Here is a 13,948-nt window from a genome sequence, read left to right as displayed (position 1 = left end):
ATGCCGACCGTCGCGGTCGACGGCGTGACCTGGCGGATCGGTGCCGTGCCGATCGTCGACGACGTCACGCTGCACCTCGAACCGGGCGAGTTCATGGCCCTGATCGGCCCCAACGGCGCCGGCAAGACCTCGCTGTTCAACCTGATCAGCGGCCTGCGCCGGCCCAGCGCGGGACGGATCCTGCTGGACGGCACCGACGTCACCGGGCTCGCCCCGCACCGCCGCGCCCGGCTCGGCCTCGGCCGTACCTTCCAGACCTCGGCGGTCTTCGGCTCGCTGACCGTCGCCGAGAACGTCGCCCTGGCGGTGCAGGCCCGCCGGGGCGGCGCGACCAGGGCGTGGCGTCGCCGTCGCGATCGCGACATCGCGGTCCGGGCCGATCAGATCCTTGCCGATGTACGGCTGAGCGAGCGCGCCGCGAGCCTGGCGGGTTCGCTCGCGCACGGTGAGAAGCGGAAGCTGGAGATCGCGTTGCTGCTGGCCGGGGAACCGCGCGTGCTGCTGCTCGACGAGCCGATGGCCGGGGTCAGCGCCGAGGAGGTGCCGGCGCTCGTGTCGGTGATCCGCGGCCTGACCGCCGCCGGCGGACGCAGCGTGCTCATGGTGGAACACCACATGGACGTGGTGCTGGACGTGGCCGACCGGGTCGCCGTCCTGCACCACGGCGCACTGCTCGCGTGTGACACACCGGGCGCGGTGATGGCCGACGCGTTCGTGCAGGAGGCGTACCTGGGGGAGCAGCTGTGATCCTGCGTATCGAGGACCTTTCTGTGCGGCTCGGCGGGTCGCACATCCTGCAGGGCGTCAGCTTCGACGTCGCCGCCACCGGGGTGACCGCGCTGCTCGGCCGCAACGGCGTCGGCAAGACCACGACCCTGCGTGCCGTGCTGGGCGAGGTACCGGCGACCGGCTCGGTCGAGTACGACGGCACGCCGGTGCTGGGCCGTGCCACCCACAAACTCGTCCGGGACGGGCTCGCCTATGTGCCCGAGGACCGGTGCGTGTTCGCCGGGCTGACCGTCGCCGAGAACCTGCGCCTCGCCGAACGCGTCCCCGATCCCGACTACGACCTGGTGCACGAGCTGTTCCCGGAGCTGAAACAGCGGGCCGCGCAACGGGCCGGCACCCTCTCCGGCGGGCAGCAGCAGATGGTGTCCATCGCGCGGGTGCTGCTCAACCCCAACCGGCTGCTGCTCGTCGACGAACCCACCAAGGGCCTGGCTCCGGCCGTCGTCACGAACGTCGCGGTCGTGCTGGAACGGGTCGCCGAGTGCGTGCCCGTCCTGCTCGTCGAACAGAACCTCGCGGTCGTCCGACGGCTCGCCACCGACGCCGTGGTGCTCGAAGCCGGACGTACCGTCTGGCAGGGCCGCGCCGCGGACCTGCTCGGAGACGCCGGCGCGACCAGGTCGCTGCTCGGTGTCGGATCCACCGCCGGGAGGCACTGACATGTCCACCGTGGTCCTGCTGACCCTCACCGGGCTCGGGCTGGCGGCTCTCTACTTCCTGATCGCCTCCGGGTTGTCCCTGGTCTTCGGCCTGGCCGGGGTGCTCAACTTCGCCCACGGACTGTTCCTGTCCATCGGCGCCTACGTCACCTGGTCGGTCGTCGGCAGCTGGGGCCTGCTGCCGGCGATCCTGCTCGGCGTGGCCGCGGCCGCCGCCACCGGCGCGCTCGTCGAGCTGGTGCTGATCCGGCCGCTGTACACCCGGCACACCGAACAGGTGCTGGTCACCGTCGGCCTGTCGCTGGCCGGGGTGGCGCTGCTGCAGTCCGTCTGGGGCGCCGACGCGCGGGTCTTCCCCCGGCCGGCCTGGGCGTCCGAGGTGATCGGCATCGCCGGAGCCCAGGTGCCCGCCGACCGGTTCCTGCTGATCGGTGCGGCCGTGGTCGTCCTGCTCGGGCTGCTCGCGTTCCTGCGGTACACCCGCTACGGCCTGATCATCCGGGCCGGCGTCGAGAACCGGGCCATGGTCAGCGCGCTCGGCATCGACGTGCGCAACGCTTTCACGCTGGTCTTCGCGATCGGCGGCGCCCTGGCCGGGCTCGCCGGGATCCTCGGCGGCATGTACTTCAGCGCCATCTCTCCCGGCCAGGGCGCCTCGCTGCTGATCTTCGCGTTCATCGTGGTGGTCATCGGCGGCCTTGGCTCGGTCGCCGGGGCGGCCGGCGCCGCCGTCGCGGTCGGCCTGCTCCAGCAGTTCGTCAACTACTACGGCACGGCCGGCGCCGGGGACGTGAGCGTGGTCGTCCTGCTCGCCGCCGTCCTGCTGCTGCGTCCGACCGGCCTCGCCGGAAAGGTGGCGACCGCATGACAACACAACCCTCCGTGCCTCCGGCCGCCCCCGCTGCCATCCTGCCCGAGGCCCCTGCTTCCGGCTCCGTCCCCTCGAGGGCGACTCCCTCTCCGAGCGCGGCCGGTCAGCTCCGGCGGCGGTTGACACCGCTGCTCCTGCTCGTCATCGCGGCGAGCCTGCCGTGGTCGACGCTCGACATCCCCGGGCTGTTCGACGGGCCGCTCAACTCCCCGGGCACCCTGCAACTGCTCGCGCTGTGCCTGGTGTTCGGCGGGCTCGCGCTCGGCTACGACCTGCTGTTCGGACGGTCCGGGCTGCTCTCGTTCGGCCATGCCCTCTACATCGCGGCCGGCGCCTACGGCGTCGACATCCTCGTCAGCCACTACGGCTGGCCGCTGTGGCGGGCGGCGCTGGTCACCGTGCTCGCCGCCGCGCTGCTGGCCCTCCTGCTCGGATCGGTGGCGCTGCGGACCTCCGGCATCGCCTTCTCGATGGTGACGCTCGCCTTCGCCCAGGTGGGGCACATCGTGATCAGCCGTGATCCGGGCGGCCTGACCGGCGGCGAGGAGGGACTGCCGCTGGCCAGCGCCGGACTTCCCGGATTCCTCGTCGGGGTGTCCAACACCGTCAACCTGTACTGGCTCGCGCTCGCGTTCCTGACCGTCGTGGTCCTGGTCGTGCACACCGTCGACCGCTCACCACTGGGCCGGACCCTCACCGGTCTGCGTGACGACGAACGCCGGATCGCGGTGCTCGGGCTTTCCCCGTACCGGCTGAAGCTCCTGGTCTTCGTCCTGGCCGGAGGCCTGGCAGGCTTGGGAGGGGTGACCTATGCACTGGTGGTCGGCGGTGCCTCGCCGCACGTGGCGTCCTCGGAGCTGACCCTGTCGCTGATCGTGATGGCGGTGCTCGGCGGCGCCGGCACGCGGTGGGGGGCCGTCTTCGGCGGCATCCTCTACGCCTACCTCGACCAGCGGCTGGCCCGGCTCGGCGGCACGCTGCCGGGGCCCTTCGCGGAGCCGCTGTTCGTGCTCGGCACCCTGTTCATCCTGGCGGTGTACTTCGTGCCGGGCGGCCTCACCGGCCTGGGCGCCCGGCTGGAGCCGCTGCGGCGGGCACTTCGTCCCCGCCGGGACTGACGCTTCCGTCCTCCTCGAGGGCCTGCCTCCACGCGCCCGACGGGCAACCCCTGGTGTTCGTGCTCACGTCACCGAGGGTTGCCGGTCGGGCGGAATCGGCTCGGACGCTCGCTGTACTCCTCCAGCGCGTGGGCCAGCCAGCCGGCCGTGCGAGCCACCGCGAAGACCGCCTCCCCGGCGTCGGGCGGCATGTGGTGACTCAGAGTGAGTGCGGCGAGTGCCAGGTCGATGTTGGCGGCGTTGCCGGAGCGGGTCTGCATGATGTCGGCCAGTTCCAGCGCGGTCCGCCGCACCGGACCGTCTTCGATCAGCTCGAAAAGGGCGGTCGCCCGCGGGTCGCCGTCCGGGTACAACGGATGACCGAAGCCGGGGACCGGCCCACCGGACCGCAGCCCTGCCGAGACGGCGGTCAGAGGATCGGAGCCGCTGACGGCTTCCTTCAACATGGCGTACGACAGCGAGCTCGCCGCACCGTGCAACGGCCCGTCGAGCGCGGCCAGTCCGGCGCTGACCACCGCGTACGGGTGAGCCCGGGTGGAGGCGGCGACCCGCGCGGCCAGCGTCGAAGCGGCGAGATCATGGTCGGCCAGCAGCACGAGGGCCGCGTTGAGCGCACGCAACCCGGACTCGGTGGGCGGATCGGCGGTCAGCCGGAGCCACAGCTGCTCGGCGAGCGACATCTGCCGCAGCGGCAGTCCGCCCGAGCGCGTCGGCAACGCCTGAACCATCGTGGCGATCAACTGCCGGCCGGTGGCGACGACCGCGGTGGCCGTCGTGTCGAAGCGAAGCGGGTCGGCGGCCGCCGCGGCCGCGACGATCACCCGGAGCCGGTCGGTGAGCCGGGCGCTGTCCGGCAGCGGCGCGGTGACGGCAACGGCGAGTCTGCGCAGCTTGTCGTTGCCGGGGAAGCCGATCCCGTCCGGCTCGCCGCTCAAGGACCGCTCATCGTCACCCGGGCGGCCGGGCTCCCTGAGTGCGCCGGTCCAGAGCAGTTCGGCGACGGCCTCGAAGGAGACGGTGCGGGCCAGAGTCGGAGCGTGACGCCACCGGTAGTACAGGTGACCGTCCTTGATCAGCGTGATGCCGGTCTGGATCTCGGGCGTGGTGACACGCTTGCGGCCGGCCAGGAACGCGTCGACGTCGGCCTTGACGAAGAGACTCTGCTTACCGCTGCCGTTGCGCCGGCTGGTGAGCAGGCCACGGCTGACGTAGGCGTACACGGTGGCGGGTTTGACCCCCAGCAGAGTAGCGACTTCCTCGGTCGTCAGCAGCGGTTGCCCAGGCATGTCGGCATCCTCTCATGTTGACTGGATCAACATTGACATCAACATGTCCGCTATCCACATTGAGAGCATGTTGACAGTCAATCCAGGCCTTGCCGGTGTCGTCGCATTCGACACCGAGATCGCCGAGCCCGACCGGGACGGCGGGGCGCTGCGCTATCGCGGCGTCGACATCGATTCGCTTGCCGGGACGGCGTCGTTCGGCGACGTGTGGGGGCTGCTCGTCGACGGCGACGTCACCCGTGGGCTGCCGCCGGCCGAGGCGCTGCCGCCGGTGGACGGTTCCGGCGACATCCGCGCCGACGTACAGGCCGCGGTCGCGTTGCTGGCACCGCGCTGGGGACTCGGCCAGCTGATCGACATCCCGGACGCCCAGGCCCGCGACGACCTGGCACGGACGTCGGCCGCGGTCCTGTCGTACGTCGCCGCGGCTGCTCGCGGCGCCTTCCCGCCGGCATCCCGGTACTCGCTGGTGATCGGGCCGGGCGCCCCCGTGGCGGCACCCGGGGCGGGGCCCGCCGCCGTCCCGCAGCGGTTGATCGACGCGGGACGGACGGCGACCGAGCGGTTCATGATCGCCTGGCAGGGTGAGCCCGACCCCCGGCATGTCGCCGCCATCGACCGCTACTGGATCTGCGCGGCCGAGCACGGTATGAACGCCTCCACGTTCACCGGCCGGGTCGTCGCCAGCACCGGCGCCGACGCTCCGGCCTGCATGTCGGCGGCGATCGCGGCGCTGTCGGGGCCGTTGCACGGCGGGGCGCCGGCCCGGGCGCTCGGCATGATCGAGGCGGTCGAGACCGGGATCGAGGCCCGGCGTTACGTACGGCAGGTGCTCGACAGCGGGCAGCGGCTCATGGGCTTCGGGCACGCTGTCTACCGTGCCGAGGACCCGCGGGCCCGGATTCTGCGCGATGCCGCCCGCGAGCTGGGCGCTCCCCGCTACGAGGTGGCCCGCGAACTGGAGCTCGCCGCCCTCGCCGAACTGCGGGAACGTAAGCCGGACCGGGTTCTGGAGACCAACGTCGAGTTCTGGGCGGCGGTGATCCTGGACTTCGCGGGTGTTCCCGCGGAGATGTTCGCCTCCATGTTCACCTGTGCGCGGACGGCCGGCTGGAGCGCCCACATCCTGGAGCAGAAGCGTCTCGGCAAGATCATCCGCCCGTCCGCAGACTACGTGGGCCCGCCCGCCCGTGACGCGCACGAGGTTCCCGGCTGGGCCGGGATCCGCGATCGCGCACCGCGGTCTGCCTGATCGCGGGTGGCGAAACGGACCCGCTGCCTCCCGGCCGGGGGCCGCATCGTCCGTAGTGCCGGTACGCCGGCCGGCCGCGGGAGTACATGATCCGCTGTCCCATGCAAGATCGGCTCGGGTGCGGCGAGAGGCATGCCACATTCGGACACTACGGACAACCGCATCCAAATCGGAGCTCGCCGGGTTATCGGGTCGGATGCGCGCCGAGCACGGCGCCCCGGCCGGCGGAAGACCCGCGGCCTGTCGATCATGCGGAAGGCGTTCGATGGTTGTCACGACCCGGGGATCCGAACCCGACAGCCCCCACAAGAGGCCGGCCGGTACGGTCCGGCCGGAGCGGGGGACACGGCCGCGTGGGGACCTGCCCGGCAAACCGGACCAGGCGCGGCTGCCCGGCAAGCCGGGCCGGTCAGGGCTTCCCGGTAAACCGGGCCGGTCAGGGCTGCGCGGCAGACTTCCCGACCCCGCGGCCCTGGACGTCAAAGCCGCCCTGCTGGACCTCCGGGCCACGACCTCGCGGCACCGGATCACCGCCGCGGGCCTGCGCACGGCGTCCACGGCGATCCGGGTGGTGACGGCGACCCGGTCACCGGTCGGCTCCAGCCGTCCACGCCGGAAAGCGCTGTTCCTGGGGCTGGCCGTCGCGGCGGCCGGCCTCGGAGTGGTCGTGGTCTCGACGACCGGCCAGTCCTCGGGGTCCGCTGAGTTCCGCTCGCCGCCGGCCGTCCCGGCCCAGGCGTCCGCCGCCGGGCCGTCAGCGGCCGCGAAGCAGGGCGGCCTCGCCCCGTACGCGCGGGCGAGCGTGGCCGGACCGCGCCTGGTGCCGGACACCCGTATGCCGGTGCGGGCCGGCCGGAACGGATCGGCGGCTCCGGAACCGTCCGCGACCGCCCGCCGCACACGCGTACTGCCCGGCCAGAGCGCCCGGCCCGCGAAACGTGCCACGGCCCGCACCGCCACCCGGACGGGCGCCGGGACTCGGGCTCGGAGCGGACTGACGGAGAAGGCGGCGTCGATCAGTATCGGCGAGCCCGGCGGCGGCGCGACCGTCAGCGGTCCCGTCAGTGTCAGCGGAACCGTCGACATGCCCGAGGGGTACCAGGTGTGGCTGCTCTCGCGGCAGGGCGCCACCGGCTCCTACCAGGTCGAGGGTGCCTGCCGTGGCCAGCGGGCATTCGTCTGCGGCTCGGCCGGCCTGGCCGGCGGGGGTGACGACACGTTCGAGTTCACGACCGTCGTCGTCGACTCCGCGACCGCCGCGACCCTGCACGCCGGGGCGACGCGGGACAGCCTGCCCACGTACGTCGCCCGCAGCGAGGTCACCATCCGCCGGGCCGCCGCGTAAGGCCGCGGAGCGGTCCGGGCGGTGTCTGACAGACGCCGCCCGGACCGTGCCCCCTCGGTGACGTTTTCAGACGGACACCTGGGCCAGCATCGGGCGCACCAGCCCGGCGAACTCGTCCGGTCGTTCGATCTGTGGCATGTGGCCGGTACGGGCGAACAGGTGCGACTGCGCGTGCGGGAACGCGGCCCGCGCCGCGGCGAGGTGCTTGCTGGGCAGGATGAGGTCGCGGTCGCCCCAGACGAGCATGGTGGGCTTGGTGGAGGCGGCCAGACCGGCCAGGAGCTCGGTCCGCCAGGCGGCGGCGACACCGCGGAGCCCGCCGAGCTGCTTGGCGATCTCCAGGTAGACGGGCGCGAAGTCGGGCTGCCGGGCGATCCTGATGGCCATCTCGATGCGCTCGGGAGTGACCAGGGCACGGTCGGCGAAGATCATCCGCTCCATCCGGGGCGCGGTGATCCTGTCGACGCGGCGCAGCATCTGGCGGCCGAGACCGGGTACGGCCAGCAGCCGCAACGCGATCGTCACCTCCTTGCCGAAGCCCGCGCTGTTGGCGAGCGTCAACGTGGACACCCGGTCGGGCGCGGCGGCGAGCATCGTCATCGCCACGGCGCCGCCGAGCGAGTTGCCCATCAGGTGCACGGGCCGGGTCTCGCCGATCGCGTCGAGCGTCGCCCACACCCCGTCGGCGAGTACGGCCAGCGTGGTGGGCGCCGGCATCCGCCGGGACAGCCCGAAGCCGGGCATGTCGACGCTGATCACCCGGTAGTCGCCGTCGAGCAGCGGGTGCTGCAGCGCCCAGTCCTCCAGGCTGCGGCCGATGCCGTGCAGCAGCAGCACCGGCGGGGCGTCCGGATCGCCGCTTTCGTGGAAACGGACGCGCGTACCCCGTACATCAAGGAAGGTCATCTGATCTCCGCCTCAGCCGGACGCGCGCCGCCGCGGGTGGTGGCGACGGTGGCCGCGCGGACGATTCCGGCGTGGCCCACCGGCAGGAGCCGGGCCAGAAGGTCGGGCGCCTTGGCGCTGGTCGCGATGAGCAGCCGGGCCTTTCGCTTCGCGACGGCCCGCAGGATCTGAGCCGCTGCCTTCTGCGGGGGATAGCTGAGCAGCGCGGCGAAGAGTCTGCGGCTGGGTTCGATCTCCTCTTCCGGTACGTGTACGCCGACCAGCGCGGACTCGGCGATCCGGGTCTTGATGCCGCCCGGGTGCACCGTGGTCACGCCGACGCCGTTGTCGATCAGCTCGCCGCGCAGCGACTCGCTGAGCCCGCGCAGAGCGAACTTGCTGGCACAGTAGGCGCTCTGCCCCGGCGGCGCGATCAGACCGAACAGGCTCGACACGTTGACCAGGTGCCCGCCCGGCGTGGCGGTCAGCGCCGGCAGCAGGGCGTGGGTGAGCAGCATCGGCGCGCGGAAGTTCACGTTCATGACCCGCTCGAACTGGTCGATCGACACCTGGTCGAACCGCCCGCCGAGCGCGATGCCGGCGTTGTTGACGAGCAGGCCGATCGCCGGGTGCCCGGCCAGCACCCGTGCGGCGACGTCCTCCACGGCGGAGCGGTCGGACAGGTCGGCGACGAGGGTCTGCACGGTCAGACCGGGATGGGCGGTACGGATGCGCCGGCCGACCGTTTCGAGGCGCTCGGAGTCGACGTCGACCAGGACCAGGTCGCTGCCGAGGTGGGCCAGGCCGTAGGCGACGTGCTCGCCGATGCCGCTGGCCGCGCCGGTGAGGACGGCGGTGCGGCCGGCGAACCGGTACTCGGGAAGTCGGGTCATTCAGACCACCTCTGTGCTGCGAAGGGCGGGACGGCGGGTGAACTCCATGTCGCGGGTGACGTCGGCGCGCGGTGTGGTGAGCACGTCGCGCAGGTAGTTCTGCCGGACGATCCACGGGTCGCGGTCGCCCTGACGCGGGAAGATGTCGAGCGCGCGCTGCACGTATCCGGACGAGAGGTCGAGCAGCGGGCGCCCGGTGCCGGTGGGACCCGTCGGCGCCGCGGACGCGTATCCGTGACGTTCCATGTGGTCGAGCAGTCTCAGCACGTAGCGGTGGGACAGGTCGGCGCGCAGCGTCCACGACGCGTTGACGTAACCGATGCAGTACGCGAAGTTCGGCACGCCGCCGAGCATCAGGCCGCGGTAGGACGCCGACCGGCCGACGTCGACCCGCTCGCCGTCGACGCTCAGATGCACGCCGCCGAGCGGCAGCAGGGACAGGCCGGTCGCCGAGACGACCACGTCGGCGTCGAGGACGGTGCCCGACCTCAGGCGGATGCCCTCTCGCACGAACGTGTCGATGTGGTCGGTGACGACCGAGGCGCGGCCGTCGGTGATGACCCTGTACAGATCCCCGGACGGGATGACGCAGAGCCGCTGGTCCCAGGGGTCGTAGCGTGGATTGAAGTGCTCGTCCACGTACGCCGGATTCTTGAGGAAGTGAACGGCGACGCCGCGCAGCGCCCGGCGGACCAGCTTAGGGCGACGTTTCGCCAGCTGATAGAAGCCCTGGGTGAGCAGGATGTTCTTGGCCCGGGCCACCCGGTTCGCCGCCTTCGGCGGGAGGACGCGGCGGGCGACGTCGGCGATCAGGTCGCGATCCGGCAGGGGAGTGACGTACGTGGGGGAGCGCTGCAGCATCGTGACGTGTGCCGCGCCGGCGGCCATGGCCGGGACCAGCGTGACAGCGGTGGCGCCACTGCCGATGACGACGACGCGCTTGCCGGTCCAGTCCAGATCGTCCGGCCAGAACTGCGGGTGGACGAGCCGCCCGGTGAAGTCGCCGAGCCCGGCGAAGTCCGGCCGGTGGCCCTCGTCGTAACGGTAGTAGCCCGAGCACCCGTAGAGGAAGGAGCAGGTCAGCGTTGTGCCGTCGGCGGTGTGGACGGTCCACCGGGCGTCCTCGGAGGACCAGTCGGCGCTCACCACGCGGGTGCCGAAGCGGATGTGCCGGGTGATGCCGGCCTCGGCCGCGGTCTCCTCGATGTACCGGCGGATCTTGTCCCCGGAGGCGAGCGCCTCGGGCTCACGCCACGGCCGGAACGGGTAGCTCAGTGTGAACATGTCCGAGTCGGAGCGGACACCCGGGTAGCGGAACAGGTCCCAGGTGCCACCGATGGCGTCGCGCGCCTCGAGGACGGCGTAGGTGTCCCGCGGGCGCTGCTTCCGCAGTCGCCAGGCGGCACCGATCCCGGACAGTCCGGCGCCGATGATCAGTACGTCGAAGTGCTGCTCACTCACCGGTGACTCCTTCGGCGAACCAGGGAGGGGTGCCCGTCCCGGAGATGCGGATGCCGCCCCACGGGTCCGGATCGCTCAGCTTGACCGTGGTCTCCGGCGAGCCGGGCACGACGATCGTCGCCTTCCGCAGGCCCGCGCCCACGCGTTCGCGCAGCATGTCGTGCGGTCCGGTGCGGCCGGCCCAGCGGAACCGGCCCTCGATCGGCTCGAAGCGCGCGGACATCCGGATCTCGACCGGGACCGGGCCGTCGTCGAGCTGCAACGTGGCCGGGCCCCGATACTCCTCCTCATCGGTGCTCACTGGTCTCTCCCCACCCTTCGTGTGCCGCGAGTCCGCCCGGGATGTCGGCGGCGCGGCGCATGCCGGAGATGCCGCTCCAGAGAAACGTCGTCAGGTAGTCGCCGAGCGCCTCCCGGCTGATCGGCTGCTGCTGGCGCAGCCACCAGTCACCGACCGACTGGACATAACCGACCACGCCGTACGCCCACGGCAGTGCCGCGCCGGAGTCGAGCCCGCGGGCCCGCAGCCGGTCGCCGAAGATCCGGGCCAGGCCGCTGGCCACGGTGTCCATCACGTCGGCGACCACGTTGCGGTGCCGGGCGATGTCCGGCTGGTGCACGACGAACCGGTACAGGTTGAGGTCGGCCTCGATGTGCGCCAGGTAGACGTCGATGGCGGCGGCGACGACGGCACGTTCCTCCCGGACGTTCGCGACCGCCGGGACCATCGCCTCGAGCAGGGTGGCGCCCGCCTGCTGGCCGACGGCGAGCCACAGCTCGGACTTGTCGGCGAAGTAGCGGTACAGGACCGGCTTGCTGACGCCGGCGTGCGCGGCGATGGCTTCCATGCCGACGTCCGGCCCGTGCAGCCGGATCGCCTCGATCGCCGCGGTGGTCAACTCCGCCCGGCGCTGTTCTCGATGACCGTCCCAGCGGCCGCGGCGGCCGTCCTTGCCGGGATTGACGGGTGGGGTGGCGGAGTTCATAGTACTAGAAGTAACTGTTACCGCCGGTAACGTCAAGGCTTCCCGGAGGTCCAGATGTCTTTGGAGGTACTGATGACTGATCGGGACCGCACCGCCACCCGGCTTCTGCGCTCGTCGGCCGAGCACTCGTACGACCCCGAGGTGGAGATCGACTGGGACGCGCCGTTCGTCCCCGGCAAGTACTTCGTGCCGCCGCACCGCTCCAGCCTCTACGGCACACCCCTGTGGGAGCGGATGACCGAGGAGCAGCGCATCGAACTCACCAAGCACGAGGTCGCCAGCATCGCGGGTCTGGGCGTCTGGTTCGAGACGATCCTCATGCAGCTGCTCATCCGCGAATACTTCAAACAGGACCCGACCGCACCGCACGCCCAGTACGCGCTCACCGAGATCGCCGACGAGTGCCGCCACTCCGTCATGTTCGGCCGCATGATCGCCCGTCTCGGCGCCCCGCTCTACCAGCCCACCGGCGTCAACCAGTGGCTCGGCAAGTGGATCGCCCACACCGGAGTCGGCCCGCGCATGTACGCGGCCATCCTGATCGCCGAGGAGATCCTCGACACCCTGCAGCGCGAGGCGATGAACGACGAGAACGTGCAGCCCCTGGTACGGATGGTGTCGCGCATCCACGTCGTCGAGGAGGCCCGGCACGTCCGCTACGCCCGCGAGGAACTGGCCCGGCAGATCCGCGCCGCCGGTCGCGGGCGGCTCGCCTTCGACAAGGTGGTGATCGGCCGCGCCGCGTACCTCACCGGAACCCGCCTGATCGACCCGCGCGTCTACCGGGCCGTCGGCATCGACCCGGAGGAGGGCCGCCGGGCGGCCCGTGCCAACCCGCACCACCGCGAGACGATGCGCTGGGCGGGGGAGCGGGTGGTCACGTTCCTCACCGACCTCGACCTGATCGGCGGTCCGGGCACGGCCCTCTGGCACGCCTCGGGCCTTCTCCCGCGTACGGCATAGGCGCGCTCTCAGGCGTTGAGCAGCAGGGCGGCCCGGTCCTCGTCCACACCGCCCGGCCAGGCGCCAGGGGCAGCGTGATGTCCGACCGCGGCGAGCCGCGCATCGCCCGGGGAGGGACCGCCGTCCCGACCGAGTCGCTGGAGGCCTTCCTGGCCGGGCTGTTCACCGGCGGCCGGCGCGCGACGCGGGACGGGGCGCGGCCGGTGATCAGGGGTGGCCGGTGATCAGGGGTGGCCGGTGATCAGGGGCGGTCGTGCAGGAACCACTCGTCTCCGCGGGTGACCGCCAGCGCGATCTCCCACGGGTTGGGTTCCAGGTTGGTGGCGAAGCCCTTGAGCTGCACCGCCAGCTCCCACGCCTCGTCGCCCGGCGCGGGTCGCCGGCCGGCTGTGAGCAGCAGCATCGTCTCCCAGCACGCGACCATCTCGGCCTCGCAAGCCCGATGCCACCGCCACAGTGCGGCGGCCAGGACGTCGTTCATGCCGAGCACGCTGTGGAACTCGGTCCAGGCCGCCACCATGTGCGCCTCCGGCCTCGGCACCAGCATCAACTCGACCGAGCGGGGTCTCCACCATCGGTGCGGGCTGAACACCTGATCGGCCAGGGACTCGGTGGCGTCCATGAGCAGCGGATCGGCGCGGACCCGGTCGTACACGTATCGGTTGACGCTCCGGATCGTCGGCGCCGCGAGGTCCTGGCGTATCTCGGCGCGCAGTTCGACGCCCGGCAGATCCGGGACGTGGAACCGCAGGTCTTCGTCATCGCAGACCTCATCCAGCCAGGACGTGTCGCGTGCCTGCCACGGGTCGATCGTGCGGGCGGCCTCGTCCAGGCCGGCGATCCAGGCGGGGCCGGGGCCGTCGTCCTCGTCCGGCGTGCCCCACGGCTCGTCCTCCAGCAGAGAGGAGTCGCTCTCGACGATCACCGGCCGGCGCCCGGTGACCGGCAGGACCGCGCGGGCGGCCCGCCATGCCGTCAGGTAGTCCTGCGGACTCACCCTGCTCATCACCAGACGACCGTCCGGGATCGCCCGGATCGGCAGGTCCGCGAGCGGGGTTCCGCGCAGTGCCGTGCGGAGACGGTCGATGTCGTCGGCCACCCGCTGAGTATCGGTCCCGCGAGGGCGCGGACGTGGCCCGTTCGGAATCCCCGCGTGATCGCCGCGACGCGCACTGTAACCGCGGTGAGCTGCGGTGACGCATGTCGCACCGGGTGCGGAACGGTTTCGGCGAGGTTGCCGGTGTCCTACCGACGGCCGGACGTGCGGGGGCGGCGGACGGCTGTCCGGTTCGGGACGGTCGGCCGGTGGGCCACGGCTTCACGGTGTGCGAAATTGTCGCGACGTTCCAAGGCGGAAACCCGCCCCAGACAGGGAGACGCGAAAGAGCACGACCGGGATGGGGTCATGCCGGCCGGAATCACGCCCGGACGCAAAGGCGG

At 72.0% G+C, this 13,948-nt stretch carries 15 protein-coding genes; 8 read left to right on the top strand and 7 right to left on the bottom strand.

What is annotated here, in order from left to right; translation table 11 throughout:
• The 4 genes from CLV67_RS26455 to CLV67_RS26440 are packed head-to-tail and all read left to right on the top strand — an operon-like array spanning position 1 to position 3,437.
• A complete protein-coding gene (locus CLV67_RS26455) occupies positions 1–747 on the top strand; it encodes an ABC transporter ATP-binding protein (RefSeq protein WP_106322970.1) in 747 nt (248 codons plus the stop codon).
• Positions 744–1,448: an ABC transporter ATP-binding protein gene (locus CLV67_RS26450; RefSeq protein WP_106322969.1), complete on the top strand. Its 705-nt coding sequence runs from the start codon at positions 744–746 to the stop codon at positions 1,446–1,448. The genes CLV67_RS26455 and CLV67_RS26450 overlap by 4 nt, the downstream gene beginning before the upstream one ends.
• A gap of 1 nt (position 1,449) precedes the next feature.
• On the top strand, positions 1,450–2,316 hold the full coding sequence (locus tag CLV67_RS26445) for a branched-chain amino acid ABC transporter permease (protein ID WP_106322968.1): 867 nt from the start codon (positions 1,450–1,452) through the stop codon (positions 2,314–2,316).
• Positions 2,313–3,437: a branched-chain amino acid ABC transporter permease gene (locus tag CLV67_RS26440; protein ID WP_106322967.1), complete on the top strand. Its 1,125-nt coding sequence runs from the start codon at positions 2,313–2,315 to the stop codon at positions 3,435–3,437. Before CLV67_RS26445 ends, CLV67_RS26440 begins: the two co-directional genes overlap by 4 nt.
• A gap of 68 nt (positions 3,438–3,505) precedes the next feature.
• Here the strand turns inward: CLV67_RS26440 and CLV67_RS26435 are convergent, their stop codons facing one another.
• Complete coding sequence (locus CLV67_RS26435) at positions 3,506–4,723, bottom strand: citrate synthase (protein WP_106322966.1); 1,218 nt, start codon at positions 4,721–4,723, stop codon at positions 3,506–3,508.
• 67 nt (positions 4,724–4,790) lie between these two features.
• On the opposite strand from CLV67_RS26435, the gene CLV67_RS26430 reads away from it, so the two are divergent.
• The gene (locus tag CLV67_RS26430) at positions 4,791–5,975 is read left to right on the top strand and encodes a citrate synthase 2 (RefSeq protein ID WP_106322965.1); all 1,185 of its coding nucleotides are present in this window, start codon (positions 4,791–4,793) and stop codon (positions 5,973–5,975) included.
• A gap of 265 nt (positions 5,976–6,240) precedes the next feature.
• Complete coding sequence (locus CLV67_RS26425) at positions 6,241–7,320, top strand: hypothetical protein (RefSeq protein WP_106322964.1); 1,080 nt, start codon at positions 6,241–6,243, stop codon at positions 7,318–7,320.
• Between the two features lie 66 nt (positions 7,321–7,386).
• Here CLV67_RS26425 and CLV67_RS26420 read toward each other — a convergent pair whose 3' ends face one another.
• From CLV67_RS26420 to CLV67_RS26400, 5 genes are read right to left on the bottom strand one after another with little or no spacing between them, the layout of a single operon-like run.
• Positions 7,387–8,226 (bottom strand): alpha/beta fold hydrolase, encoded by an 840-nt coding sequence (locus CLV67_RS26420; protein WP_106322963.1) that lies wholly within the window; start codon positions 8,224–8,226, stop codon positions 7,387–7,389.
• A complete protein-coding gene (locus tag CLV67_RS26415) occupies positions 8,223–9,098 on the bottom strand; it encodes an SDR family NAD(P)-dependent oxidoreductase (protein WP_106322962.1) in 876 nt (291 codons plus the stop codon). The genes CLV67_RS26420 and CLV67_RS26415 overlap by 4 nt, the downstream gene beginning before the upstream one ends.
• Positions 9,099–10,559 carry a flavin-containing monooxygenase gene (locus tag CLV67_RS26410; RefSeq protein ID WP_106322961.1) on the bottom strand — a complete coding sequence of 487 codons (1,461 nt, stop codon included), beginning with the start codon at positions 10,557–10,559 and terminating at the stop codon, positions 9,099–9,101. It lies immediately after the preceding gene.
• The gene (locus tag CLV67_RS26405; protein WP_106322960.1) at positions 10,552–10,860 is read right to left on the bottom strand and encodes a DUF4873 domain-containing protein; all 309 of its coding nucleotides are present in this window, start codon (positions 10,858–10,860) and stop codon (positions 10,552–10,554) included. The genes CLV67_RS26410 and CLV67_RS26405 overlap by 8 nt, the downstream gene beginning before the upstream one ends.
• Positions 10,847–11,545, bottom strand: coding sequence for a TetR/AcrR family transcriptional regulator (locus CLV67_RS26400; protein WP_106322959.1), 699 nt, complete (start codon positions 11,543–11,545; stop codon positions 10,847–10,849). Before CLV67_RS26400 ends, CLV67_RS26405 begins: the two co-directional genes overlap by 14 nt.
• 72 nt (positions 11,546–11,617) lie before the next feature.
• Here CLV67_RS26400 and CLV67_RS26395 point away from each other — a divergent pair, with 72 nt between their 5' ends.
• Entirely contained in the window at positions 11,618–12,508 is an 891-nt protein-coding gene (locus tag CLV67_RS26395; RefSeq protein ID WP_106323216.1) for an AurF N-oxygenase family protein, read from the top strand.
• 77 nt (positions 12,509–12,585) lie between these two features.
• Positions 12,586–12,732: a hypothetical protein gene (locus tag CLV67_RS52060; protein WP_170154001.1), complete on the top strand. Its 147-nt coding sequence runs from the start codon at positions 12,586–12,588 to the stop codon at positions 12,730–12,732.
• 17 nt (positions 12,733–12,749) lie between these two features.
• On the opposite strand, the gene CLV67_RS26390 is transcribed toward CLV67_RS52060, so the two are convergent.
• Complete coding sequence (locus CLV67_RS26390) at positions 12,750–13,607, bottom strand: hypothetical protein (protein ID WP_106322958.1); 858 nt, start codon at positions 13,605–13,607, stop codon at positions 12,750–12,752.
• Positions 13,608–13,948 lie beyond the last annotated feature (341 nt).

The organism is Actinoplanes italicus (assembly GCF_003001815.1).
Lineage (GTDB): Bacteria > Actinomycetota > Actinomycetes > Mycobacteriales > Micromonosporaceae > Actinoplanes > Actinoplanes italicus.
This window is presented reverse-complemented; position numbering and strand designations above follow the sequence as displayed.

Bases quoted from the DNA above. Each gene is read 5' to 3' on its own strand.
- CLV67_RS26455 (WP_106322970.1), top strand. From the start codon at position 1: ATGCCGACCGTCGCGGTCGACGGCGTGACCTGGCGGATCGGTGCCGTG.
- CLV67_RS26445 (WP_106322968.1), top strand. From the start codon at position 1,450: ATGTCCACCGTGGTCCTGCTGACCCTCACCGGGCTCGGGCTGGCGGCT.
- CLV67_RS26440 (WP_106322967.1), top strand. From the start codon at position 2,313: ATGACAACACAACCCTCCGTGCCTCCGGCCGCCCCCGCTGCCATCCTG.
- CLV67_RS26435 (WP_106322966.1), bottom strand. From the start codon at position 4,723: ATGCCTGGGCAACCGCTGCTGACGACCGAGGAAGTCGCTACTCTGCTG.
- CLV67_RS26430 (WP_106322965.1), top strand. From the start codon at position 4,791: ATGTTGACAGTCAATCCAGGCCTTGCCGGTGTCGTCGCATTCGACACC.
- CLV67_RS26425 (WP_106322964.1), top strand. From the start codon at position 6,241: ATGGTTGTCACGACCCGGGGATCCGAACCCGACAGCCCCCACAAGAGG.
- CLV67_RS26420 (WP_106322963.1), bottom strand. From the start codon at position 8,226: ATGACCTTCCTTGATGTACGGGGTACGCGCGTCCGTTTCCACGAAAGC.
- CLV67_RS26415 (WP_106322962.1), bottom strand. From the start codon at position 9,098: ATGACCCGACTTCCCGAGTACCGGTTCGCCGGCCGCACCGCCGTCCTC.
- CLV67_RS26400 (WP_106322959.1), bottom strand. From the start codon at position 11,545: ATGAACTCCGCCACCCCACCCGTCAATCCCGGCAAGGACGGCCGCCGC.
- CLV67_RS26395 (WP_106323216.1), top strand. From the start codon at position 11,618: ATGACTGATCGGGACCGCACCGCCACCCGGCTTCTGCGCTCGTCGGCC.
- CLV67_RS52060 (WP_170154001.1), top strand. From the start codon at position 12,586: ATGTCCGACCGCGGCGAGCCGCGCATCGCCCGGGGAGGGACCGCCGTC.